Below are 21,085 nucleotides of genomic sequence, written 5' to 3' on the forward strand. Positions count from 1 at the left end.
ATTACTCGAACTTGGGCGCAGGCCAGGAGATGATGCGGGTTACTCTCGGGAAGAGCCGGGTGCGGGAAATCCGCCCGCCCGGATCTGTGAGGGCGAAGCCGAATGGCATAGCTACTCGACCACGATCGCGGGAACGGCGCGCGACACACAATGCCGGGGCTCTCGCGGCGTCATTGCGACAGGTTGTGGCGACTAGGGATGAAGCGCCGCAACTGACATCGTCTTTGGTACGTCCGCCGTAATCGATGATGCTGACTTGATCCCGCAGGCCATTCGTGAGACGGGCGGCCATGTCTTACGGGTGGGCATGCCTGTCGATCCCTGCAATCTCATGGTTCTCGGCCAGATCGGACCTGTCATGTTTTTGGCGCTCCGGGCTGTGCCAACAGCCCTGAGAGAGCGGCTTCGACTGGATATTGGAGCGCATTCTGGGTGAAAGTCCCGCTGAAGATGATATTATTGGAATGGGTGTCGGGGGGCTTGCTTCGAAGATCCAGACGCGGCCGATGCCATGTGAGCCCGTGGAGGAGAAGTCGGTGAAGCCAATAGTGACGATCGTGCTCCTGGCTGCGGGTATGGCGACGCGCATGGGCTCGAACGGCGGCCACAAACTGCTGGCCGAGTTTGACGGGATGCCGCTCGTCCGCCGTTCGGCGTTGACGGCGAGCAATAGCCATGCCGAATCCGTGACTGTGGTCGTCGGCCATCGCCAGGACGACATCCGAAAGGCACTCTCAGATCTGCAATTGAACGTCGTCGCAAATCCGGATTACGCGTCCGGGATGGCAAGCTCGCTGGTGATGGGCTTTGCCGCTGCCGAGGCGAATGGTGCTGACGGTGTCCTCGTCATGCTCGCGGACATGCCGGGTGTGACCACCAGCGATCTCAACCGGTTGATTACGGTCTTTCAAAATAGCAAGGATGTATCGATCGTCCGTGCCATCTCGCAGGGCAAGCGCGGAAATCCCGTCATCCTGCCGCGGTCCCTGAACGATGCCGTTTTGCGACTGACGGGCGACATCGGCGCCCGCGACCTGATCGAAACCTCCGGGCTGTCGGTGATTGAGGTCGAGATTGGCGACGCGGCGCAGATCGACGTCGATACGCCCGAGGCCATCATCGCGGCCGGGGGCATTCCTGCGGAAAGCTGACGGAACTCTATTTCGCAAATGTTCTCATCCACAGCCACGGTTCCGCAAGTGCCTGTTATCTCACGGAATTGAAATATTGAGTTTGCGGTTCGATTCCCATCAAGAGCTTCGTCATCAGATTTCCCTACACAGAGATTTCCGGACAGTTGATTACCGCACGCGGGTACCGGACATCAATATCAAGCCAAGATAACGCTTTTTGGGAAGCGTTTAAGGATGTCAGGTAAACGGTCGTTTTCCTTACATGCGTTGGTCGCATTGAATGGTCATGTTTTCAACGGTCTTGATAGAAACGCGAAATGCCCTCCACCGGAGGCAAAATCGGCGGTCTCATTTGGGAATACTGTGATGGTACGCGCAGCAGCAGGCTCAATGCTGCGCGAGCCGTCCGGCCGCGTAGTCGCGAGCAAGCGCGATAAAGGCCTGGAAGGCGGCGGAGGAATTGCGCCGATTGGAATAATAGAGGCACAGCGGCACGAGCGGAGGCGTCCAGTCTTCGAGAATGCGCACGAGCCTTCCCGCTGCGATATCTTCGCGGACATCGGTTTCCATGAAATAGCCGATCCCCACGCCGTTCGTTACCGCGGTTCGGGCCAGGGAGGCCTCGTCGAGGGTTATCGGACCCTCGACGTCTAGCTGCAATTCTTCGCCGCCCTTCTCGAACCGCCATCGGAACAATGCGCCATTCGGTAGCCGCACGCGAACGCAGGGGTAGGTGAGTAGCTCCTGCGGCACCTGGGGGATAGCCCTGTTTTCGAAAAAGGCGGGAGATGCGGCAACCGCCATGCGTCGCATCTTACCCAGCGGTATGGCGATGGCGTCGCTGGGCACGAGATCCGCGCTGCGCACGCCCAGATCGAAGCCGGCCGCCACGACATCAACAAGCCGCCCCTCGGTGACGATGTCGATGTGAACCTGCGGATAGCGCTGCAAATAGCTTAGAACCAGCGGCGCCATGATCTCGCGCGCCGCGGTCGCGAAGGCATTGATGCGCAAGGTACCGGACGGCGTCTCCTGCTGGGCGCGCGCCGTGTTCATCGCTTTTTGAATATCCTCGAGCGCTGATTTGATCTGCGCGACGAAAATCCGCCCCGCATAGGTGAGGGAGACGCTGCGTGTTGTGCGATTGAATAATCGCACGGCAAGCTCCCGTTCGAGCTTGGCTACCGCATTGCTGATGGCCGTGGTCGACATGCCAAGATCGAGGGCCGCTGCTCGAAACGAGCCGCACCGGACGATGGCGAGAACCGCTTCAAGTTCGATCAGCGAATGGCGAGTCATTATCCCGATCTCCGTAACACGCTATGCCGATTTGTGTCGATTATCAGGCGAGAAGTCTATGGCTATTTAAGTCTTGTCACCATCGAGGAGATGAACATGTCAATGGACCTACCCAAACCAATCGCTGACTATGTCGAGGCAAACGCCCGTCTCGATATCGACGGCATGATGAAGCCCTTCCTGCGCGACGCCGTCTTTATCGACAACGGCAAGCATTTCGAGGGGCAACCGGCAATCCGGCAACTGTTCGAAGAGGAAGTGATCCCGGTGAAGGCCATCTTCGTGCCCGATACTGTTCGGGAAGAAGGCGGTGATGTCATCGTCGAAGGTCCTGCGCATGGTGATTTTCCAGGGAGTCCGCTCCGCTTCACCTATCGCTTCACGCTGGTGAACGACGCCATCAAGACTCTGGAGACCACGGTATGAGCATCCAGGCAGATCCCAACGAGTTCGCTGGCAAGCGCGTCCTCATTAGCGGTGGCACCAAGGGTCTGGGCCGCGCCACGGTCGAGCGCTTCCTAGCCGGCGGAGCCCGTGTTGTCACGGCCGCCCGCACGATCAAGGATCCCATCGAGGGCATTGAATATGTCCAGGCAGACCTGACCACGGCAGAAGGTGGTGAAGCGTTCGCCAAGGCGGCGCTCGAGCGGCTCGGCGGCATCGACATCCTTGCCCATGTTATCGGAGGCTCGGCTTCGCCGGCGGGTGGCTTCGCCGCGCTGACGGACGACCACTGGCTCGCCGAACTGAACCTTAACCTGCTGGCGACCGTCCGGCTCGATCGCTTGTTGATCCCGCAGATGCTTGAGCGGGGCAAGGGCACTGTGGTGCACATCACCTCAATTCAGTCCGTCCTGCCGCTGCCCGAGTCCACGACAGGCTACGCCGCCGCGAAAGCCGCGCTGAGAACCTACAGCAAGTCGATCTCGAAAGAGCTTGGTCCCAAGGGCGTGCGGGTCAATTCCGTCTCGCCCGGCTGGATTATGACCGACGCCACTGGAGACTTTCTCGAAATGCTTCGCAACGCCAATGGCGGCACGATCGAGGACGCGCGGCAGTCCGTGCTCGATGCCTTGGGCGGGATCTCGATCGGGCGCGGAGCCGAGCCTGAGGAGGTGGCCGACCTTATCGCCTACCTTGCCTCCGACCGTGCTGCTGCGATCCACGGCGCCGAGTTTATCATCGATGGCGGGACTATCCGCACCGTCTGAGGGTGCTTCCTGGCGTTCGCGCGGGAGCGGACGCCGGGAGATAGTCTACTCTTGCCGATGGATAAAGCCGTCGCGGGTTGCCAATACGAACAGTTGGCATCGGTCGGTGGCGCTTGAAAAAAAGCTCTAACCATCCCTGAAACTTCATCCTGCGAGCGCTGCAACTGGGCCCAAGACGACCCGCTGATGCGGAATTATCATGATGCCGAATGGGGAGTACCACAGCGAGACCCACGGATGCTGTGGGAAATGCTCATGCTGGAGGGGTTCCAGGCAGGGCTCGCCTGGATCATTATCCTGCGCAAGCGTGATGCCTTTCGAGCCGCCTTCGCTGATTTCGATCCGGTTAAGGTCGCTGCTTTTGACGAGAGGGATATTGAGCGCGCTTGATGGCAGACACTGGCATCGTGCGCGCACGGGCCAAAATCGAGGCCACGATCAGGGGCGCGAAAATCTATTGCGACATGCAGGATCGCGGCGAGGACTTCTCGGCATTCTGCTGGTCCTTCACGGAAGGCGCGCCTATCTTTAGTGACGGTGAGAGCTGGGTTGCGAGTACACCGCTGTCCGAGAAAATCTCTCAGGAATTGAAGCGGCGCGGCTTCAAGTTTGTCGGACCGACCATCACCTACGCGTGGATGCAGGCGGTCGGGATCGTCAACGATCATTCTCTCAGGTGCTTCCGACGCCACGTAGTGCCCGGAAAAATACCTTAGGACGCTCCTGCTTCATTAACGGCCATCGTGCGAGCCAGGTCTCGACCTCGGGGCGCAAGGTCAAGACCAACACGCCCGAGACACTCGAACGTCGCACATTCTTCCTTCGCTTGGCCGGTGCGAACGCACAACCGACTTTCATACCGGCCAAGCCCGCTTGGCGCGCCCGCGCAGCGCTAAGCTTTCCAACCCATCCTGAAAGGAATGACCATGTTCGCCGTCTATGCAAAAGAAGCAAATCTCGACGACCCCCTTGCCTCTCTTGTCGTCGGAGAGCGTCCTGACCCGATCGCGAAAGAGCGCTGGGTGCGAGTGAAGGCGACACACGCCAGCCTAAACCAGCACGACATCTTCACCCTTCGCGAGGCCGCCATCGCCTGTGCTGATCACTATCTTGCTGGACAAGACCCGATGCAGGGATATGCGTCACCGCTTCACATGCAATCGTTAGTCGGATTCCCGCCATTATGGGTGACTGTCTCAGGCAGCGAGGTCCTGCGCGACGATACGGTGGAATTTGCCGCCCGTCTTGCGCGTGAAGGCGGGACGGTTGCGATGTCGGTGCGCGCCGATCTGCCTCACGTATGGCCAGTCATTCTTCCGGAAGCGCCCGCCACCACCGACACGATATCCGAGATGGCGGCCTTTATCGGCGAGATTGCGTGATAATCGTCGGCGGGCGATGTGACGTTATTTGATCAACGGCCGTAAAGCTGCTTGTCGGTGAACTTAGGCAATCGCTCCCGTCGCGACCTTCCAATGCGCTATTACGCAGATGCGATGAATACCGGCGGCTAGGGCTGAGCGCTTTTGATGCGGCGGTACAAAGAGATTTCGATCATAGAAGCCGTGCCGCCCGCCCACTCCGCCTTTGGGCATTGTTGTAGTAGCTCGACGCCTGCTGGACCGAGCGATGACGCGACTGCTCCATCGCTTCGGGTAGGGGAATGCCGCGATTGGCAGCCTCGGTTAGATATCCTGACCTCAGGCCGTGCGCCGAAAACTCCCCACGTTCCAGCCCAGCCATTTCCGCCCGCTGCTTGAGGATGGCATTGACCGACTGCGGATCAATCGCCCGCCGCGAAACCGTCCCCCAGCGCCCAATCCCCCTGAAGACGCTGCCTTTGTCGATCTTTGCGGCCGTGACCCAGGCGTTGAGAGCAGGCCGCCCTGTCAGATAGACGATATCATCCTGCTCGCCACTCGTGGTTTTCGTCCGCCCAAGATGAATGGCGAGAGAGAGGGGGGAGGGCCGTCCGGCACCTCGATCGGCGACTCGACGGCCAGCTGCTCCACACGAAGCCCAGCGATCTCGCTGCGCCTTCGGCCGCCGGACGCAAACGCGACCATGAGGATCGGCCGGTCCCGCAGATCGCGGAGACTGTCGGTGGCGCAGTTCGCCAGCAGCTTTGCCAGCACGTCACCGGTGACCGCCTTGGCGCTCTTGCGACCCCGCGTCCGGGGGACTGCGCGAACCGCAAGGCGGATGGCTGATTTGAGGGCAGGGGAGGCGAAAGCACCATCGAGGCCGCGCCATTTCGTCAGGGTCGACCAGTTCGCCAGCCGGCGGCGCACGGTCGCCGGCGCATGCGGACCGGTAGATTTCAGGAAGCCTTGGCGCCGGAGGTTGTCTTCCACATCGGCCGGCATGCCGTGATCGGGATCGGCCGCACGCTTGTCTGGATCCCACAGGTGATGGGCGACAAACTTCAGGAGCAGGGCTTCGGGCGCCGGCCAGGGCAGGGACCGTCCGGTGGCCGCAAGCCCCCAGGCTTCGAGATAGGTAAGATCAGAGGTCAGTGCCCGCAGCGTGTTGTCGCCCATCCCTGGTTGACGAGATGGCGCAGCGTCTCGACATCACTGTCCGTCAAAAGCTCGGCGAGCTCGTCGCGGCGCTCCATCGGCAAGACGGCGGCGATGGTGTCGAGCTCTTCGGCGCGTCGCTCGACTGCGGTCAGTGATGTATTGGGTTTGGCCACGGAGGCTCCAAGATGGTTGGTATCAGCGGCCATGACAGCCTGCTTTGCCCCGATTCTTGCTTGTCGATCGGCCTGATCGAGTGGAATCCAATTCGTTGTATTGATACCGCTTTTGCCTTCCAAGATCACTGGAATCTTCTTGGTCGGCCGGAATGCGCCAATTAGCGGACTTGTGCCCTGCTAATCCACCTCGTTAGACGGCGTTCGTAGTCTTGCCGGGCAACGCCTCTCCTGACGCATCCCCGTCCGCAACGTGCAGAGAACTTCTGTAGGCCATCGGAGAGCTGCCGCTCACGCGTTTGAATGCGTTGCTGAAGGCTCTCTCGGACGTATAGCCAAGGGAGCGCGCAACGACCGCTACGGGCGTCTTTTCCGCTCGCAGGGCGCGTTCTGCCAGGCGCATCCGCCACTCTGTAAGATAAGCAAGCGGTGCGACACCTGCTGCCTTTCTGAAGTGGAATGCGAAAGATGTCCGTGACATCGCGCATGCTTTCGCAAGCTCCTCCAGATGCCAGGCGCGAGCCGGGTTGCCATGCATCAGGCGCAGCGCAGGCGCAATTCGCGGATCGGCCAGCGCGCGCAACCGACCGGCGGGCAGGCGGTTCGACGTGTTGAGATGGGAGCGAAGGATCTCGATGAACAGCAGTTGGGTCAACTGTGCCGACGCAAGTTGGGCACCCGGCTGCCCGACGTCCCTCTCTTCGATCAGCCGATCGAGAAGCCACCGGAATATTGTCGCATGGGGCGATGACGCCCGCGTGTGAATCCAAGGCGGCAGTATGTCGGCCAACATCCTGCCGCGGATCGGATCGAGCAGAACATGGCCGCCGATATGCGCGAAATCTCCCCCATCGCCGAGCGTCGCCATCGTCCTGCCGCTGCCGGAAAACAGGTCCATGGCATCAAGCGGCGCAACGCTCAGGTCGCTGGCGAGAACGAAGCTCCGACGTTCCGCCAGGAGTCCCACGTCGCCGGTTTCAAAGTGCCTGGGCTCCGCTTCGCCCTCGAGCTTGACCCAGCAGCTACCCTTGACCACTGCAAAGAACTTGATCTTATCGCGCCCCGGAAAGCGGATCGCCCATGGGCCGCCAGCGGTGAAGCCACCTGTAACCACGGCCTCTGCATTCGTAAGCTTCAGGATTTCGGAAAAGGGATCCACGCGCATTCTCGTACTCTCGCGCAAGTAAGTTGCACTTTCAAGCATTCACAGTACGGAAGCTTCGTTTTAGCTTCTGGCCATCACGCGTTCCGCAATCGAATGCGGCGGGACTCGATGTCTGAGAGGAACGATATGACTGATGAACTTGTACTCGTGACCGGCGGCACCGGCTTCATTGCGCAACATTGCATCCTGGCTCTGCTGAATAACGGCTTCCGCGTGCGCACGACAATCCGTTCGCCACAGCGGGAAGCGGAGGTGCGCGAGCATCTGAGGACCGGCGGCGTGGATGCAGGGGACCGTCTGTCGTTTGTCCCCGCCGATCTCAATGCTGATCCGGGATGGCCGGAAGCCGTCGCCGGATGCGCCTACGTGATGCATGGCGCTTCGCCAACGCCGTCCGGCGACCAGACCCGCGAGGAAGACTGGATCGAGCCCGCCGTCAACGGAAACCTCAGGGTGTTGCAGGCTTCGCGGGATGCCGGGGTCAGGCGCGTCGTGCTGACCTCGGCCTTCGGCGCGATCGGCGTCGGCCATGCACCCGACCATCGGCGACCATTCGACGAGACCGACTGGAGCAACCTCGCCGGCAATGTTGCGCCCTATCAAAAGTCGAAAACCCTCGCCGAGCGCGCCGCCTGGGATCTTGTCGCGCGGGAAGGCAATGGGCTGGAGCTCGCAGCCGTCAATCCGGTCGCGGTTTATGGGCCGGTTTTGGGGGCGGACTATTCCCATTCCATCCGGCTGATCGCCAACATGCTGAATGGGCATATGGGATCCCTGAATGTCAACTCCTGCTGCGTGGACGTGCGCGATGTCGCGGACCTGCATCTGCGCGCCATGACCGATCCCGCCGCCAGAGGAGAGCGGTTTCTCGCGACCGTTGGCGAAAGCATGCCGATGATCGAGGTGGCAGAGCTGCTGCGGCACCGCCTGGGGAAAGCCGCCGAGAAAGTCTCGACGCAAGTTTTGACCGACGAACAGGTCCGCATCGCCGGTGAGACGAACGAGCAGCTCAAGGGGATCGTGCCGCTGCTCGGATACGATATGAGTGCGACGGGTAAAAAAGCCGAGCGGCTGTTAGGCTGGGCTCCACGATCAACGGAGGAGGCAATCCTTTCCTGCGCCGAGAGCTTGATCCGGCTTGGACTGCTTCGCAGCTAGATGAGAGGCGAAGCGAAGAGCCCGAAAGCGGCTTTTTCGCTCTCCATTGCGCGCTGGCGCCTTTATGAACTCGATCCATTCAGCGGGGTCGAACCGCGATGGCGCTTTGTTTCTTCTGCGTGATGGCAGATACTTGTTGCCCTTTCCGCTTCGGGCCAACTGCCGTCTTGTCGCCAGGAGGAAATACTTCACGACGCAGTGTCTTCCAGTTGTCACGGTCAACGAGCATTCTGAGCTTAGCAGCGATTGATAGTGGCCAAGCCGATTTGTCGGTTGGGAGGTCTCAATGGCGCAGACACCCGACAGGACGCTAGACGGCGAGATAGCTTGGCTAGAGGCCTTGGCTCGAGAGGCGGTCATCCGTCCGCTTGCATTCATAGGAACACTGAACGCTGCGGAGAGAGCTTCTGCCTGCGGGCAACTTGGCCTCAGATCATCAGACTTGTCGCCGTTATCGGTAGAACCGGGTGTCGGTCCCGGCTACGGATTCGCTTCGTCGTAAGGTGCCATTTATTCCCGTGGTGGCGCCACGAGCTGTCGCTCGAGCTTTACATCGCGCCGGAGCTTTTGGCCGAGCAGAAACATGACCTTGATCGGCTCGAAAGGTCGTGGACGCTTTTTCTTGCTCTATGCCGTCAGCATCCCGACGGCCGTTGGTCGTCGGCGCTATTGTAACAATGCTGTTTGCGGTGGAGACGAAGGGTCTATCTGTTCGAACCGGAGTTCTGCAATCCGGCGTCCGGCTGGGAAAAGGGGCAGGTCGAGAAGAACGTCCAGGACGCTCGTCATCGCCTTTGGCAACCCATGCCGCGCCTTTCATCGCTGGAGGCCCTCAACGAGTGGCTGGATAAAGTTCTGGAAGAGTTAACCACGGCTGGCTCCGTTTCGGCTCAATGCGAACGCGCCAAGGCTCACCGCGACGAGCAGCACCACACCCTGGAACAGTGGCCCGCCGGGCCAGAAGGAGCGTCTCTCCTGGAACAAACTGAGACCAATGATTTGGCGGTCGTGAAGATCACGGCCGGCGAGGCACTAAAACCGCTAGCATTCCGAAAGTCTGCAACAAGGCTTGGCGAGGATATTGTTGCGGTGGGATACCCTTTGGCCACGCTGACCGCAGATTCCCTGAAGATCACCACAGGCAACGTGAACTCTCTAGCGGGGATCTGCAACGACACGAGCTACGTAAGAGCTCGACATCGATCCAGCCGGGGAACTCTCCTTCTCGGCATCACGAGCGCCACTCTGTCCAAGCGGACTGCGGACGAGATCAGTATCACTGCTCAGAACGTGAACTTCGCCATCCGCGCGTCGGTCGCCGAGCGTAGCCTTCACCCCTGAGACGCCGAATCTTCTCCAAACCCAGCCTCCCGCAAACTCCGTAAACCTTCCGGCGGACAATGCGGCCACCGCTCAAGCGTCGCTCGAAGTTCCCCGAGCCCGGAGTGGCTTCGTGCGACTCCCAAGGGAATAGCGCCGATTAAATCTGCGGCCAACGGGGATGCGAAGACGATCGTACAGGCGCCAAACGGAAGTCCCGTGGATGTCGCTGAACTACTAGACGACTGGTATCGCGTCGCTGTCGTTTGTCGCCAAATGTGTGAACTAAGGCTTCTGGTTCCACGACACGGCGGGCCGGTTTCGAAAGGTGGTGAGGGTCTTTTTCTCAATTGCCATCGCTCTGTTTCTCCTCAAGCTGTCTGACGCTCAACAGCTAGCAGTCCCGCGCCACGACGGTCTTGTTCTCAAGGTATTCGTCCAGTGCGCCGGTCGCAAGTCGCCTCTCAGCATGAACTCACATGATGAGGTCTTCGGGTCGCATCCTTTCAAGGCGCTCGACTGGGGCGTACGCTTATTTAAGAGCGCTTACCTTAGCTGCTTCGTTATTTAAGCGAAGGCCTACTTGCTTAAATAGTAGCTGAAAATCATAATCAGCCCATGTCTGATTCCGAGCTAAATCAGCGGTTCGGCCGCTTTGTCGAAACAGCAGTTGCTGGCGAAACCGTGCGGGCATTCGTACCTCCGCCATTGCCGCCTATGCCTGCCATTGATGTGCTTTCACTTCTGGAGCGTCTTAGCTTGGCGGAGCGAGCTCTCGGACGGCTAGATGGTATCACGATGCTGCTCCCTCGTCAGGAGCTCTTTCTTTACATGTATGTCAGGAAAGAAGCTGTACTTTCCTCGCAGATCGAAGGCACACAATCAACGCTCTCCGATCTTCTGCGTTTTGAGACGGAAGCGCAGGCGGGACAACCTATCGAGGATATCCGCGAAGTTTCGAACTACGTCGATGCCATGATGTATGGTTTGGAACGACTGGAATCTCTGCCAATATCCCTACGCCTGATCCGTGAAATGCACGCGCGATTGCTGCAAAGTGGGCGCGGCGGTACCAAGAGTCCCGGCGAATTCAGGCGCTCGCAGAATTGGATCGGGGGGACACGACCTGGCAATGCGCTCTTCGTGCCGCCGCCTGTCACGGAGATGGACACCTGCTTGGATGCGCTCGAAGGTTTCATGCATGAAGATCGGTCGCGGCTGCCTGCACTCATCAAGGCCGGCCTTCTGCACGTCCAGTTCGAAACGATCCATCCATTCCTGGATGGCAACGGTCGTATCGGCCGCTTGCTAGTCACGCTCTACCTTTGCATGAATGGAGTTCTGCGTAAGCCACTACTGTATCTAAGTCTTTACCTGAAGACCCATCGAACGGAATACTATCGACTGCTCCAGGAGGTCCGCGAACACGGCAGTTGGGAAGGTTGGCTCGACTTCTTCCTTGCCGGCGTCGCCGACACCGCAAACCAGGCATTTGACGCCGCCACTCGGATCGTCGAGGTGTTCAAGGAAGACCGCGAGCGCATCACAACTGAAAGCGACCGAGCCGGTTCAGCGCTTCGCATCCATGATCTTTTTCAGCAAAATCCGTTCCTGACGGCAAATCAGCTTGTTCAAAAGACAGGCCTATCGGCCCCTACCGTCAATGCGGCACTCACCGATCTGGAGCGGTTCGGCATAGTTGAGGAGGTGACCGGCCGCAAGCGTGGTCGCGTTTTCAGCTATAGACGGTATCTCGCGATCCTTAGTGAAGGCACCGATCCTCTTCCCGCAGCAGTTTGAAAACCAACCAATTCACCGGTCTGCGGTTCGAGTCCTATTGAGGCGGCCAAGCCGAAGGGGCCGACCGGGGTGACAATTTCGCGCCGGCTCGCCGAGCAGACTTTCGGTAAAACTCGATTTTCAAGTTTTTCCGCGAGTGAGGATTATCACCAGCGTCCACGAAATTTCGCCATTCATTGTCTTTTCGAGGAGAAGTTTGTGCAAGCGACGCTGGAACTAACGGCCGATGGTCATGTTATCCATTCGTGCTCCATCGCGACAAGGGCGCTCCATCAAGAACACTAGCTTGATGATGCTGCGAGCGATCACGCCTTGGAGGATAGTACGATGGACGATAATGAGAAAAAAGAAGGCACTGCGGGCGCTATGCCTAACCGGCTAAGCGTCGTCCCGCCAGAGCGTGAGGGTCAGGCAACCTTAACCGCCCAACAAGAAGAGATCGTAAAGGCCTACCGCGCCGGCCGAATGGACGAGATGCAGTTTCAGAGGTATTTGACCGACGATCCTATTATCGCCGAGTATGTTCGCCGGATCGCGCACCCGCGAGATGATCCGCGACCTGCGGATTGGGCACGCGCCAAGCGTCGCGATGGATAGCGCAGGCAACAAAACCCACCGCCATTCCGTACTCGGCTGCAAGATTGGATGCGCGCCACAGTTTCGTAACCCCGATCATCTGGCGCTGATCGCTCTCCAGCACCGCCAGAGTCCAATAGTCCGGTTCCGCGCCGAGACCGTCGATACCTGGACGACGGTGATGCGATCGTCACTCTGCTTGAATGGTCTGGCCCAATAGAATGCGCCCGGAACTAGCGGGTCGACCGGCCTTCCCGTTCCAGCGTCCAGAGGTGGCGGGTCGTCATGTCCCGGACTTACGCCGACGGTCGGACCCGTACAAGACCGTCTCGACGGCTTCCACAAGCTGCTCAGGCGAGGCCGGCTTCATCAGAAGATGACCTTCTGCGAACGCGGGCTCCAGCTCGGAAGCGGATTCGGTCTCGCCCGAATAGAGAATGAATGGAATGTCGCAGCCGACGAGATGCCGCGCGACGGCAGTGCAGACGCCATCCGAGAGGCGAGGGTCGACGATTGCGGCGGACGGCGAGTTTTCCTTCAGCCAGGAAATGGCGCCCGAACCGGTCGAAAGCGTTACGAAGCTGCGCTGGCCACATCCCTCCAGAACCGTCTCGATATCGAACGCGATGAACGGTTCGTCTTCAAGGATAAGGATCGTAGGCATATTTTCCCTTCTGGGGCAGCGCAAGATTATCGAAAACGACCGTGCCTGTCACGTCCGACTGAAGTCCGAAGATCCGTCCGGAGCGGCCGTCAATCAAAACTTCGTGGGTATCCACTGCTTAATTTAGCACTTTCTCATCTATCCGTCGTTGACTTTCGCTGTCGGTGAATCATGTCGCTTACAGAAGTAGGGAGAGGCGGCTCCATGCAGAAAGCAGTCCTGGTAATGGAGGATTGAACCGCTCATTCGCTTCGTCACGGTCGACGTCCTCGAAGACGACGGTTACGTGGTCTGTCAGCGGGCCCCGAAGAAAGGGATTCGACTGCGCCCATTGCAGCACCACCTGCGGCTCCTGTTACCGTCGACGACTGCGCACAGGCCAACGTCATGCCAACAACGGCAATTCCCCTTTGATATTCATCTGTTGCCTCCTTTGATGCGGTTGGTTCCGCGGGGGGCCAAACCGTAAAACAGAGGAACTGTTTGAGGACTTCAGACCGCGCTATCGCACCTTAGTCCTAGCCCGTCTAAATCCTGTCGGCTACTGCATGGGGTAACGGCTCAGCATCCGGTCCTGCACGTTCTCCTGACCGACGATCATCGCCGCAAGGGAGATGGCTTTATCACGGTCCGCGGCGTTCGTTATGTAGCCTTCGAGCGGACCACAGGGCCGAGCATCCTGATCTCGATGGCACTGCTGTTTATATCCTGAGCGGCGGAAAGGGCCGCTTTGATCGTCGCGATGGTCGAGGCCGAACTATGGCCCTGCAAGCAGCACTCTTCGTGGCTGGCATTGTCGGAACCGAACTTCATATCGTCCTCCTGATCGTTGCCCTCCACGAACCCTCGTATTACCTCAAAACCTAATATGAGAAGCGGGTTATGGAGTCGCCAGTCCGACTTAGGTCCGTCTTCCCCTCGGCGCTACCCGGCTTAAATTTTACTGATCCTTGTTGAAAGGACACCAGGGAGGTTTTGGCAATGTTGCCGTTCCCAGTCAGAACCTCCCTGGTGAAGTTTTGTCGATCCATGTTGGGCGTCGCATTTTTGGGAATAAAGGGGCTATCCATGCAAACGGTCGGGATCGATCGTTGTTCGTCCGTCGAAGTACTTCGACGACTTCGCCCAGTAAAACGCATCCGGAACCAAACTTGCTGCAACCATGACGCCTACTCCCATGACCTGTGAATGATACAGAAATCCTGGAAAGGAGAATGCCTTAGCTTGTCCATGTCGCATCAGGTGGATAACGATCGCCCGTCGACTTAACCGACTTCCAATTCGCGTCTTCGCCCGACCGCCTCCAGTTTATACGCCCGTGCACGCGGTGAAACTACTGGCCTGCCAGGGCGCTCTTCCTGTGACATAATTCGAGCAGGAGACAGTCCAATGACGGATGACAAATACCACCACGATCCGGGCCATTTTCGAAAAACGCGAGTCAGCCCGCCGTGGCTGTCGAACACCTGCTTCAACGCACGGAGTCTTTTCGAAACACTGCTGGCTCTGTGCCATCGGACGGCGACGCTTCCCATGAGGCCGTCTTCAGCGATGAGCGAGGAAGTCACTTCAATATGAAATAGCCCGAATGACAATGAGGTAACGACACCAAACCAGAGAGTGTCCTCAATTGGTGCGCCTCGTGATCCTAGTCATATTTTAGCGTGGCCTTCAAATGCTTGAGCTCGGCCTCCTGCCTAGCTGCCGCTTGTTCGACTATTTCTCGATAGGAAGCATTGGTCTCGGCGACAACCTTGTTCAACTCCGTGATCTGACTCTGCAGCTCGTAGGGCATGCATGCCGACATTATCCTGTTCCCGCAAGCAGTAGCCGCCCGCCTCATGACGGATGCGCGGCCTTTCCATGTCTCGTTAAAGGAATCGGACCAAGCCGTGGGGGTATCTGCCGAAAGCTGCAGGACCATTGAAGTGAGCGGTCCCTCTACGGACCCCGATGCACTGTCGTTCAACTCGACGATCCTGATATCCTGAAATTCGGTCATTGAATAATTCTCCTTCATTGGCGGCCTGGACTGCCTTGGCTGGTCATCGCTGAGATGGCAGCGATGACCGTGCGCGGCTGCGCTGTGACGGGCTACGTCAACGGTGTCAGGCGGCTTTCTCGGCATTCTGATTGACGACCTTCGTCGCAATGGAGGTTAGCGCGAGATCGGTCGCCTGTTCCTCATCGAGCGTCGTCTGAAGGAGCTTGGCGGCGTCCTTCATCCCCAACTCGAGCGCCCATGTCCGCAGGGTGCCATAGCGCGACATCTCGTAGTGCTCGACCGCCTGGGCCGCGGCAAGAAGGCCGGCGTCGAGTGCCGGCATCCCCTCGTACTCTTCCATGATCTCGGCGCCTTCCTTGACGATGCCCATGAGGGCGTCACAGGTCTTCTGCTCCGGCTTCTTACCGATGATCTTGAAGACATCCTCGAGACGGGTGACGTGCACCTTGGTCTCGGCGAGGTGCTTCACGAAGGCGTCCTTGAGCTGCCTGTTCTTAGCCGCGTCGTGCATCTTCGGCAGCGTCGCAACGATCTTGTTTTCGGCGAAATATACGTCCTTCAAAGTGTCGTGAAAGAGAACGTCGAGTGTTTTGATTTCCTTGGCCATGGTTAGCTCCTTGGGTTCGAAAGATTTCTGTCGTGGTCCAGATGCCCGGTCATGTTCACGGCCACAGCCAGGCGTGCATTGCGATCAGGCCGCCGGGCGGCGGTAGCGGTCGCCTTCCTGTTGACCCACCCATACGGGGCGAGCGTGTCGTCGATGCCGGTCTTCTCGACGCCGTTTTTGGCCTCAGTCTCGGTGAAACTGTTGGCGCCTGCGACGCAGCCGAGTTCTTTGTGTCAAGCGTCGCGACCGCCGGAGTTCCGGCATCGGTAGAGGACGCGGGGTCCGTCGTGCGACAGAAGTGAGCGCCGACGCTCCTACCAACGCCGCGGCGAGAGCCATATGTATCATTGAGATGTCCTCTTTCTCGGAGGGTGTTCACTCGGCCGTGAAGACAGAACCTCTGCAGCTGGTATTAGTTCCTCTGCAACCGCCTGAAATATCCAGCGGGCCAACCGGTAGTCGGCGCGATGGTGCCGACCTCGGCGCCTTGTCGAAAAGGACTTGACCCTTGATGCAGGGACAATAGTCCCGGCACTGTTCGAGCCAGATCGTCAAGGGCAAGATCGCTCCGGCTTTCCGGATCACACGTCGTCTCTGTGTGGAAAAAGGGGCTGACGCCCTACCAAGGCTTCCGTGACAATTCTCGCGGTGTTTTAGCCTCGCCGGCTTGAATGGATGAGTACGCCGCCTTTCGTGTTGCTCCACAGCGCCAATGCGGTGGCGCACGTCGGATATCGGAATCGCACGAGCTTGTTTTGGGAACTGTCAGACCGGGCGGGAACACTTTACCGGCATTCTGGTTCTCTCATCGAGACCAACCCGGTCTCGTCAATGGAGGAGTAAAACATGCCATCGTCAAGCGGAACCAGCGAAAGAAAGCCGGGCGTCAAGTCCGGCACCGGCAAGAGCGCTTCGTCGTCCAAGGGTAGCAGTGGCTCGAAAACATCGAGCACTCAGGGCGGCACCCACGAGCAGCACGTCAAGGCAGGTGAGCAAAGTCACAAAAACACCAAGTCTTAAACGCACCACGAAGGGTCCGTCACAAACGGGCTCTTCTATCTCACTTCGCCAGAGCAGTTTGGCAGGGCCAAAGGAAATGAAGGTGGCCGACGACAAAACCGAACTGAATGTCGATAAAATGCCAGAGCCCAAAATCGCTCCCGGCGTTCAAGTCAAATCGCTGGATTTGCCCACCAACCCGGTGGTCGTGCTACTTTCGATATTGGTGGCGCTCGCGACATTATGCCTTGCCTACGTCGCGGCTGAGATCGTGCTGCCGATTGTGTTGGCGCTCGTTCTTAAGCTTCTGTTTCAGCCGGCCATGCGATTGCTGGAGAAACTCCATTTTCCGCGAACCCTTGCAGCCCTATTGCTAATCTTGTTTGTTTTCGGCGCCATCGTCGGTATCGGCGGTGCAATCTCTGGCCCAGCGACAGAGTGGGCTGCGAAGCTGCCCGAAGGGATTCCCAGATTGCAGGAGCGTCTCAAGTTTCTCAATGAACCGGTGAAAGCACTTCAAACATTCCTGCATCAGGTCGATAGCTTCATGCAGCAAGGATCGGCAACAAGCGGGGGGGCCGGCTCGACGATCGCCGCAACGCTTTTCGCTGGAACGACCCACTTTGCAGCCAGTTTCTTCGAAACCATCGTCATATTGTTCTTTTTGCTCGTATCCGGAAGCACGTTCTTAAAACGGATGGTCGAAATACTGCCCAATTTCAAGGAGAAGCGGCAGGTTGTCGAGCTGTCCCAGGATGTCGAGAAAAATATCTCTGCCTATCTGGTCACTATTACGGTCATGAATGGAGCGGTTGGTTTAGCTACGGGCATTGCCATGTGGCTGACAGGGTTAGGCGATCCGGTTCTATGGGGTGTCGCGGCGTTTCTGCTGAATTATGTCCCGATCATGGGGCCGCTTCTCGGAGTGGGAATTTTTCTGCTCGCGGGCCTACTGGTGATCGATAGGTTGTGGCTGGCCCTTCTGCCGGCGGCGCTTTATTTTGTGATCCATGTCGCCGAGGGCGAGATAATCACGCCTGTGCTGCTCGCCCGCCGATTCACCCTCAATCCTGTGCTTGTAATTATAGCGCTGATCTTCTGGTTTTGGATGTGGGGTGTGCCTGGAGCGATCCTGGCGGTGCCAATGCTCGCCATCACCAAAATCGTCTGCGATGGAATTCGGCCGCTTGCCGCCATCGGGCACTTCCTCAGCGGTGACGAATAATTGCGGCTCGACTTGCGCCGGGTTTCGGCGATGCGCGGCGCCGACGTTGTTCCCGTTCGACCCATAGTGGGCGAGAAGATTGCGGATTTGCGTCGGACTCGACTTCGCTGTCGCGTATTTGCAATGTGGCTCCATCGGACAGGCCAAGGCGCAACGGTAGGAGCTATAATTGCTCTCAGCACGTACCGGCGCTGCCTGAAATTTCGCGGCGGCGCAATCATCAGGATCACCTCGGCTGTACCTGAGCCGATCGCGGGGACGACGTTGGCGAATTGGAGCTTGCTAACCAAGTCGCGAAATTACCAGGGCAGCAGGTATTGCGATACGGTGACGCTGTCGGAACGCATGGAGCTGACATCGTTTCGGTCGATATCAACACAGGGGAAATATTCCTATGGGATAACAAGTTCCGCAGTAGCGCACAGGCTGTTCCCTCGTCACCCACCTTTGAGCCGGATTCAGACGCCCTGCGAAATGCGCTCGTTCAGGCAAGAAACGCTGTGGAAGATCTCCCAGCTGCATTGAAAAACCGCGTGATCCAAAACCTTGATGAAGGCAATTTCGTAACAAATACGGCAGGCTCAGGAAGCGCCCGGAACTCCACGCAGGTACGATTCTGCGGCGGCAATCCATGCTAAGGTACAGTATGAAATATGATCCCATTCGTAGCAGGCATAACAAACTCAAGGAGGACGGCGCTGGAACCCGTTTTCTGTTGGACGCCGTATATGATGAAAAAAAGCCTATGGGCAACGCCGCGCAGTATCATATCGGTGACATCATAAATTATTGGCTCGTCGGCCTCGATAAAGAAATCGCTCCTATCGTGCATCGTTCAAATCTTTGGCTGGACCGTGCCATCGAGAAAGATGAAAAAATGGGAAGTAACCACGATTTTCATCGAGCACTTCTCCATTCTGCGCGTGCGATGGGAACATTCCTTGAGGACGGCTGGAACGATGAAGGTCATTGGGCGTGCGCACGCATCCGCGAGGAAGCAGCTTGGCGATTTGAGGGCCGACCATGGCCGCGAAACGAAATTATCAAATCAGGCTTGGACGACTACATGGCCTTCGCCTACCAGAGCGGCGAGCATGATGGCGGCTTTGAAGCCGCCGTCGATATGTACGAGCACTTGATTGGAGAAAAGCCTCTATCACTCAAGAAGGTTCTGAAACCGCGTGAGTTCGGCTATGCCCTTTGCCTACATAGCGCTCGTGGCCAGTTCGATAAACATGAACTCTTTGAGGCGGGTTGTCGGATGCTGCAGGCCAACCTCGAAGAAATCTGGTTGGGCGGCGGCCAATTCTTACGGGCGGCGACCTGGCTGAAAATTGTCTATTGGGACGGTGACCAGACCCTCACTCCGCTGGAGACCATCCTCAAAGCCTACGACAACATGCCAAACGTACCACGCCCGGATTTTGTCTAGCGAAAAGGTGGATTAAAAGGTTTTCACTACATGGCTATTCATCTGAGAAAGCAATCAGGAAAAACAATTAACCTGTCCACACGTCATTGGACCGTGATGCTAACGCTCGCCGAGACCTTTGGATGGTCGCCGGCTGGCACGATAGCTCCGGTCGGCTGGAATGGTCCCGGTGAATGGGGAGGTGCATACGATACGAATGATGGCCAGCTTGTGTCGGATGATGACGCTAAAAGTCTCGCTCGACATCTTCATGGAGCGGCCGTAAGTGACCAACTCCCAATCGCCCTGACGGATGTCATCAATTATATCGAGAATGCCGCAGAAGCTCGCGGAACAGCGATCATCGATGCGATGAGAATGAAGCCGGACGAATTCTCGGACATTTTTTCGCCTTTACTGATGTTCCTTTATGAAGGCTCGTTTTACATCGACTAGAAGGTGAGGAAATAAATGAGAGACAATTATGTTCACCTGGATGGCGATGAACAGGACGTTTTCTACGTTTATCTACCTAATCACCCCGGTAAAGAGATTCCCGGCGTGGTCCGCAGTTCTATGAGGCTGAGAGATTTGTCTGCCGAGCTCGATCGAGCGGATTTACTTCAGCTGTTCGGGGAGACTGACGTTGTCCTTGATTGCGGAGAAGATGGCAGGCTGATCGGCATAGAAATTGTCACGTAGCACTGCGGTTGTGGGCGGCAAGTTCGATGAATGAAGCTCCTTTTTCTGGCATCCGTAGAGGATGACAAAATGAAGAATTTGGAAAAAGACGATCTGTTCGAAGTCTGGCTCATACATATGGATGACGCCATACAAAATTTAATCGATAGCTTACCCAATGAGCTTGGTAGCCGATTAGATTATTCGCCGGAGTCGCTCGATTCACTGGAAGCGTGGGGGTAGTCCTCCCCGCGAATAAGGGGCTTCAAAAGTAGAATTTTCTCGGCAAGATGCTCGAGGAGATTTTGATGAAGAAGAGCCGATTTACCGAAGCCCAAATCATGGCTGTGTTGCGCCAGGCGGAAGGCGGTGTCCCCGTACCTGAGCTTTGCCGGGAGCATGGCATCAGCAGTGCCAGTTTTTACAAGTGGCGGGCAAAGTATGGGGGCATGGACGCCTCGATGATGAGCCAGATGAAGGCTCTTGAGGACGAGAACCGTCGATTGAAGCGGATGTATGCCGACTTGAGCATGCAAGCCGATCTGCTGAAGGAGGCTCTCGGAAAAAAATGACGCGGCCATCTCAGCGCCGAGAGCTGGCCGAGAAAGTAGTGGCGCAACGCGGTGTAAGTATCGCGCTGGCATGCAGGACATTTGGCGTCAGCGAGACGTGTTATCGGTATGGTCCCCAACGTAATTTCGACAACGATCAGATCGCCGATCTGCTGCTTGGGCTTGTGAAGGTGAAGAAGACCTGGGGATTCGGTCTCTGCTTCCTGTATATGCGCAATGTCCAGGGCCATCGCTGGAACCACAAACGCGTCTACCGCATCTACCGGGAGCTTGAGCTGAACCTCAGGATCAAGCCCCGGCGGCGGCTGAAGCGCGAGAAGCCAGAGGAACTGGCGGTGCCCGAAGCGCCGAACATGATCTGGTCGATGGACTTCATGGCGGATCGCTTGGCGGACGGTCGCCAGTTCAGGCTTCTGAACGTGTTGGACGACTTCAACCGAGAGGGACTGGGGATCGAGGTTGACTTCTCACTTCCTGCCGAGCGGGTCGTGCGCAGCCTCAACCAGATCATCGAATGGCGGGGCAAGCCGCTGGCAATCAGGGTTGATAATGGCCCTGAATATG

General features: G+C 57.8%; 18 protein-coding genes and 6 pseudogenes. 16 read left to right on the top strand and 8 right to left on the bottom strand.

Annotated elements, in window-relative coordinates:
- Positions 1-548 precede the first annotated feature (548 nt).
- Positions 549-1,151, top strand: coding sequence for a nucleotidyltransferase family protein (locus EFB14_RS32375; RefSeq protein ID WP_245438359.1), 603 nt, complete (start codon positions 549-551; stop codon positions 1,149-1,151).
- Between the two features lie 369 nt (positions 1,152-1,520).
- Here the strand turns inward: EFB14_RS32375 and EFB14_RS32380 are convergent, their stop codons facing one another.
- A complete protein-coding gene (locus tag EFB14_RS32380; protein ID WP_126830859.1) occupies positions 1,521-2,432 on the bottom strand; it encodes a LysR family transcriptional regulator in 912 nt (303 codons plus the stop codon).
- A 96-nt stretch (positions 2,433-2,528) separates the two neighbouring features.
- Here EFB14_RS32380 and EFB14_RS32385 point away from each other — a divergent pair, with 96 nt between their 5' ends.
- From EFB14_RS32385 to EFB14_RS32400, 4 genes and pseudogenes are all read left to right on the top strand, one after another.
- Positions 2,529-2,858, top strand: a complete 330-nt coding sequence (locus EFB14_RS32385; RefSeq protein WP_126830861.1) for a YybH family protein — start codon at positions 2,529-2,531, stop codon at positions 2,856-2,858.
- Positions 2,855-3,643: an SDR family oxidoreductase gene (locus EFB14_RS32390; RefSeq protein ID WP_126830863.1), complete on the top strand. Its 789-nt coding sequence runs from the start codon at positions 2,855-2,857 to the stop codon at positions 3,641-3,643. Before EFB14_RS32385 ends, EFB14_RS32390 begins: the two co-directional genes overlap by 4 nt.
- Positions 3,644-3,829: 186 nt before the next feature.
- A pseudogene (locus EFB14_RS32395) lies at positions 3,830-4,359 on the top strand (DNA-3-methyladenine glycosylase I).
- A gap of 210 nt (positions 4,360-4,569) precedes the next feature.
- Positions 4,570-5,025, top strand: coding sequence for an alpha/beta hydrolase fold domain-containing protein (locus tag EFB14_RS32400; protein ID WP_126830865.1), 456 nt, complete (start codon positions 4,570-4,572; stop codon positions 5,023-5,025).
- A 63-nt stretch (positions 5,026-5,088) separates the two neighbouring features.
- Here the strand turns inward: EFB14_RS32400 and EFB14_RS32405 are convergent.
- Positions 5,089-5,196 (bottom strand): annotated as a pseudogene (locus EFB14_RS32405) (IS6 family transposase); the annotation flags it as partial.
- A 1-nt stretch (position 5,197) separates the two neighbouring features.
- Positions 5,198-6,338, bottom strand: a pseudogene (locus tag EFB14_RS32410) (tyrosine-type recombinase/integrase).
- Between the two features lie 12 nt (positions 6,339-6,350).
- Between EFB14_RS32410 and EFB14_RS33170 the strand changes: the two are divergent.
- Positions 6,351-6,503: a hypothetical protein gene (locus EFB14_RS33170; protein ID WP_164737635.1), complete on the top strand. Its 153-nt coding sequence runs from the start codon at positions 6,351-6,353 to the stop codon at positions 6,501-6,503.
- 28 nt (positions 6,504-6,531) lie between these two features.
- Here EFB14_RS33170 and EFB14_RS32415 read toward each other — a convergent pair whose 3' ends face one another.
- Complete coding sequence (locus EFB14_RS32415) at positions 6,532-7,503, bottom strand: AraC family transcriptional regulator (RefSeq protein WP_208661945.1); 972 nt, start codon at positions 7,501-7,503, stop codon at positions 6,532-6,534.
- 126 nt (positions 7,504-7,629) lie between these two features.
- Between EFB14_RS32415 and EFB14_RS32420 the strand changes: the two genes are divergently transcribed.
- The 4 genes and pseudogenes from EFB14_RS32420 to EFB14_RS33175 all read left to right on the top strand — a co-directional run bounded on the left by EFB14_RS32420 (position 7,630) and on the right by EFB14_RS33175 (position 12,378).
- The gene (locus EFB14_RS32420) at positions 7,630-8,661 is read left to right on the top strand and encodes an SDR family oxidoreductase (protein WP_126830869.1); all 1,032 of its coding nucleotides are present in this window, start codon (positions 7,630-7,632) and stop codon (positions 8,659-8,661) included.
- An 855-nt stretch (positions 8,662-9,516) separates the two neighbouring features.
- Positions 9,517-9,984: pseudogene (locus EFB14_RS32425) on the top strand (trypsin-like peptidase domain-containing protein); the annotation flags it as partial.
- 615 nt (positions 9,985-10,599) lie between these two features.
- Positions 10,600-11,781 carry a Fic family protein gene (locus EFB14_RS32430; protein WP_126830873.1) on the top strand — a complete coding sequence of 394 codons (1,182 nt, stop codon included), beginning with the start codon at positions 10,600-10,602 and terminating at the stop codon, positions 11,779-11,781.
- Between the two features lie 327 nt (positions 11,782-12,108).
- Positions 12,109-12,378 (top strand): hypothetical protein, encoded by a 270-nt coding sequence (locus EFB14_RS33175; protein ID WP_164737636.1) that lies wholly within the window; start codon positions 12,109-12,111, stop codon positions 12,376-12,378.
- A gap of 262 nt (positions 12,379-12,640) precedes the next feature.
- Here EFB14_RS33175 and EFB14_RS32435 read toward each other — a convergent pair whose 3' ends face one another.
- The 4 genes and pseudogenes from EFB14_RS32435 to EFB14_RS32450 form a co-directional block, all read right to left on the bottom strand.
- Positions 12,641-13,021, bottom strand: coding sequence for a response regulator (locus tag EFB14_RS32435; RefSeq protein WP_126830875.1), 381 nt, complete (start codon positions 13,019-13,021; stop codon positions 12,641-12,643).
- A gap of 541 nt (positions 13,022-13,562) precedes the next feature.
- Positions 13,563-13,834, bottom strand: a pseudogene (locus EFB14_RS32440) (BON domain-containing protein).
- A gap of 835 nt (positions 13,835-14,669) precedes the next feature.
- The gene (locus tag EFB14_RS32445; RefSeq protein WP_126830877.1) at positions 14,670-15,023 is read right to left on the bottom strand and encodes a hypothetical protein; all 354 of its coding nucleotides are present in this window, start codon (positions 15,021-15,023) and stop codon (positions 14,670-14,672) included.
- A 106-nt stretch (positions 15,024-15,129) separates the two neighbouring features.
- Positions 15,130-15,633 carry a YciE/YciF ferroxidase family protein gene (locus EFB14_RS32450; protein WP_125850176.1) on the bottom strand — a complete coding sequence of 168 codons (504 nt, stop codon included), beginning with the start codon at positions 15,631-15,633 and terminating at the stop codon, positions 15,130-15,132.
- 1,102 nt (positions 15,634-16,735) lie between these two features.
- Here EFB14_RS32450 and EFB14_RS32455 point away from each other — a divergent pair.
- The 6 genes and pseudogenes from EFB14_RS32455 to EFB14_RS32475 all read left to right on the top strand — a co-directional run.
- A complete protein-coding gene (locus EFB14_RS32455; protein WP_245438360.1) occupies positions 16,736-17,857 on the top strand; it encodes an AI-2E family transporter in 1,122 nt (373 codons plus the stop codon).
- Between the two features lie 646 nt (positions 17,858-18,503).
- Entirely contained in the window at positions 18,504-19,289 is a 786-nt protein-coding gene (locus EFB14_RS32460; RefSeq protein WP_126830879.1) for a hypothetical protein, read from the top strand.
- 30 nt (positions 19,290-19,319) lie between these two features.
- Positions 19,320-19,724: a hypothetical protein gene (locus EFB14_RS32465; RefSeq protein ID WP_126830881.1), complete on the top strand. Its 405-nt coding sequence runs from the start codon at positions 19,320-19,322 to the stop codon at positions 19,722-19,724.
- A 15-nt stretch (positions 19,725-19,739) separates the two neighbouring features.
- Entirely contained in the window at positions 19,740-19,970 is a 231-nt protein-coding gene (locus EFB14_RS32470; RefSeq protein ID WP_125850157.1) for a DUF2283 domain-containing protein, read from the top strand.
- Positions 19,971-20,039: 69 nt separating this feature from the next.
- Positions 20,040-20,192, top strand: coding sequence for a hypothetical protein (locus EFB14_RS33180; RefSeq protein ID WP_164737634.1), 153 nt, complete (start codon positions 20,040-20,042; stop codon positions 20,190-20,192).
- 65 nt (positions 20,193-20,257) lie between these two features.
- Positions 20,258-21,085 (top strand): annotated as a pseudogene (locus tag EFB14_RS32475) (IS3 family transposase); the annotation flags it as partial.

This window comes from Rhizobium fabae (assembly GCF_003985135.1).
Classification (GTDB): Bacteria; Pseudomonadota; Alphaproteobacteria; order Rhizobiales; family Rhizobiaceae; genus Rhizobium; species Rhizobium pisi.

Coding starts and splice junctions, on each gene's coding strand:
- EFB14_RS33180 (WP_164737634.1), top strand. CDS start 20,040: ATGAAGAATTTGGAAAAAGACGATCTGTTCGAAGTCTGGCTCATACAT.
- EFB14_RS32400 (WP_126830865.1), top strand. CDS start 4,570: ATGTTCGCCGTCTATGCAAAAGAAGCAAATCTCGACGACCCCCTTGCC.
- EFB14_RS32390 (WP_126830863.1), top strand. CDS start 2,855: ATGAGCATCCAGGCAGATCCCAACGAGTTCGCTGGCAAGCGCGTCCTC.
- EFB14_RS32415 (WP_208661945.1), bottom strand. CDS start 7,503: ATGCGCGTGGATCCCTTTTCCGAAATCCTGAAGCTTACGAATGCAGAG.
- EFB14_RS32470 (WP_125850157.1), top strand. CDS start 19,740: ATGAGAGACAATTATGTTCACCTGGATGGCGATGAACAGGACGTTTTC.
- EFB14_RS32445 (WP_126830877.1), bottom strand. CDS start 15,023: ATGACCGAATTTCAGGATATCAGGATCGTCGAGTTGAACGACAGTGCA.
- EFB14_RS33175 (WP_164737636.1), top strand. CDS start 12,109: ATGGACGATAATGAGAAAAAAGAAGGCACTGCGGGCGCTATGCCTAAC.
- EFB14_RS32430 (WP_126830873.1), top strand. CDS start 10,600: ATGTCTGATTCCGAGCTAAATCAGCGGTTCGGCCGCTTTGTCGAAACA.
- EFB14_RS32460 (WP_126830879.1), top strand. CDS start 18,504: ATGAAATATGATCCCATTCGTAGCAGGCATAACAAACTCAAGGAGGAC.
- EFB14_RS32435 (WP_126830875.1), bottom strand. CDS start 13,021: ATGCCTACGATCCTTATCCTTGAAGACGAACCGTTCATCGCGTTCGAT.
- EFB14_RS32380 (WP_126830859.1), bottom strand. CDS start 2,432: ATGACTCGCCATTCGCTGATCGAACTTGAAGCGGTTCTCGCCATCGTC.
- EFB14_RS32450 (WP_125850176.1), bottom strand. CDS start 15,633: ATGGCCAAGGAAATCAAAACACTCGACGTTCTCTTTCACGACACTTTG.
- EFB14_RS33170 (WP_164737635.1), top strand. CDS start 6,351: ATGGTTGGTATCAGCGGCCATGACAGCCTGCTTTGCCCCGATTCTTGC.
- EFB14_RS32385 (WP_126830861.1), top strand. CDS start 2,529: ATGTCAATGGACCTACCCAAACCAATCGCTGACTATGTCGAGGCAAAC.
- EFB14_RS32420 (WP_126830869.1), top strand. CDS start 7,630: ATGACTGATGAACTTGTACTCGTGACCGGCGGCACCGGCTTCATTGCG.
- EFB14_RS32465 (WP_126830881.1), top strand. CDS start 19,320: ATGGCTATTCATCTGAGAAAGCAATCAGGAAAAACAATTAACCTGTCC.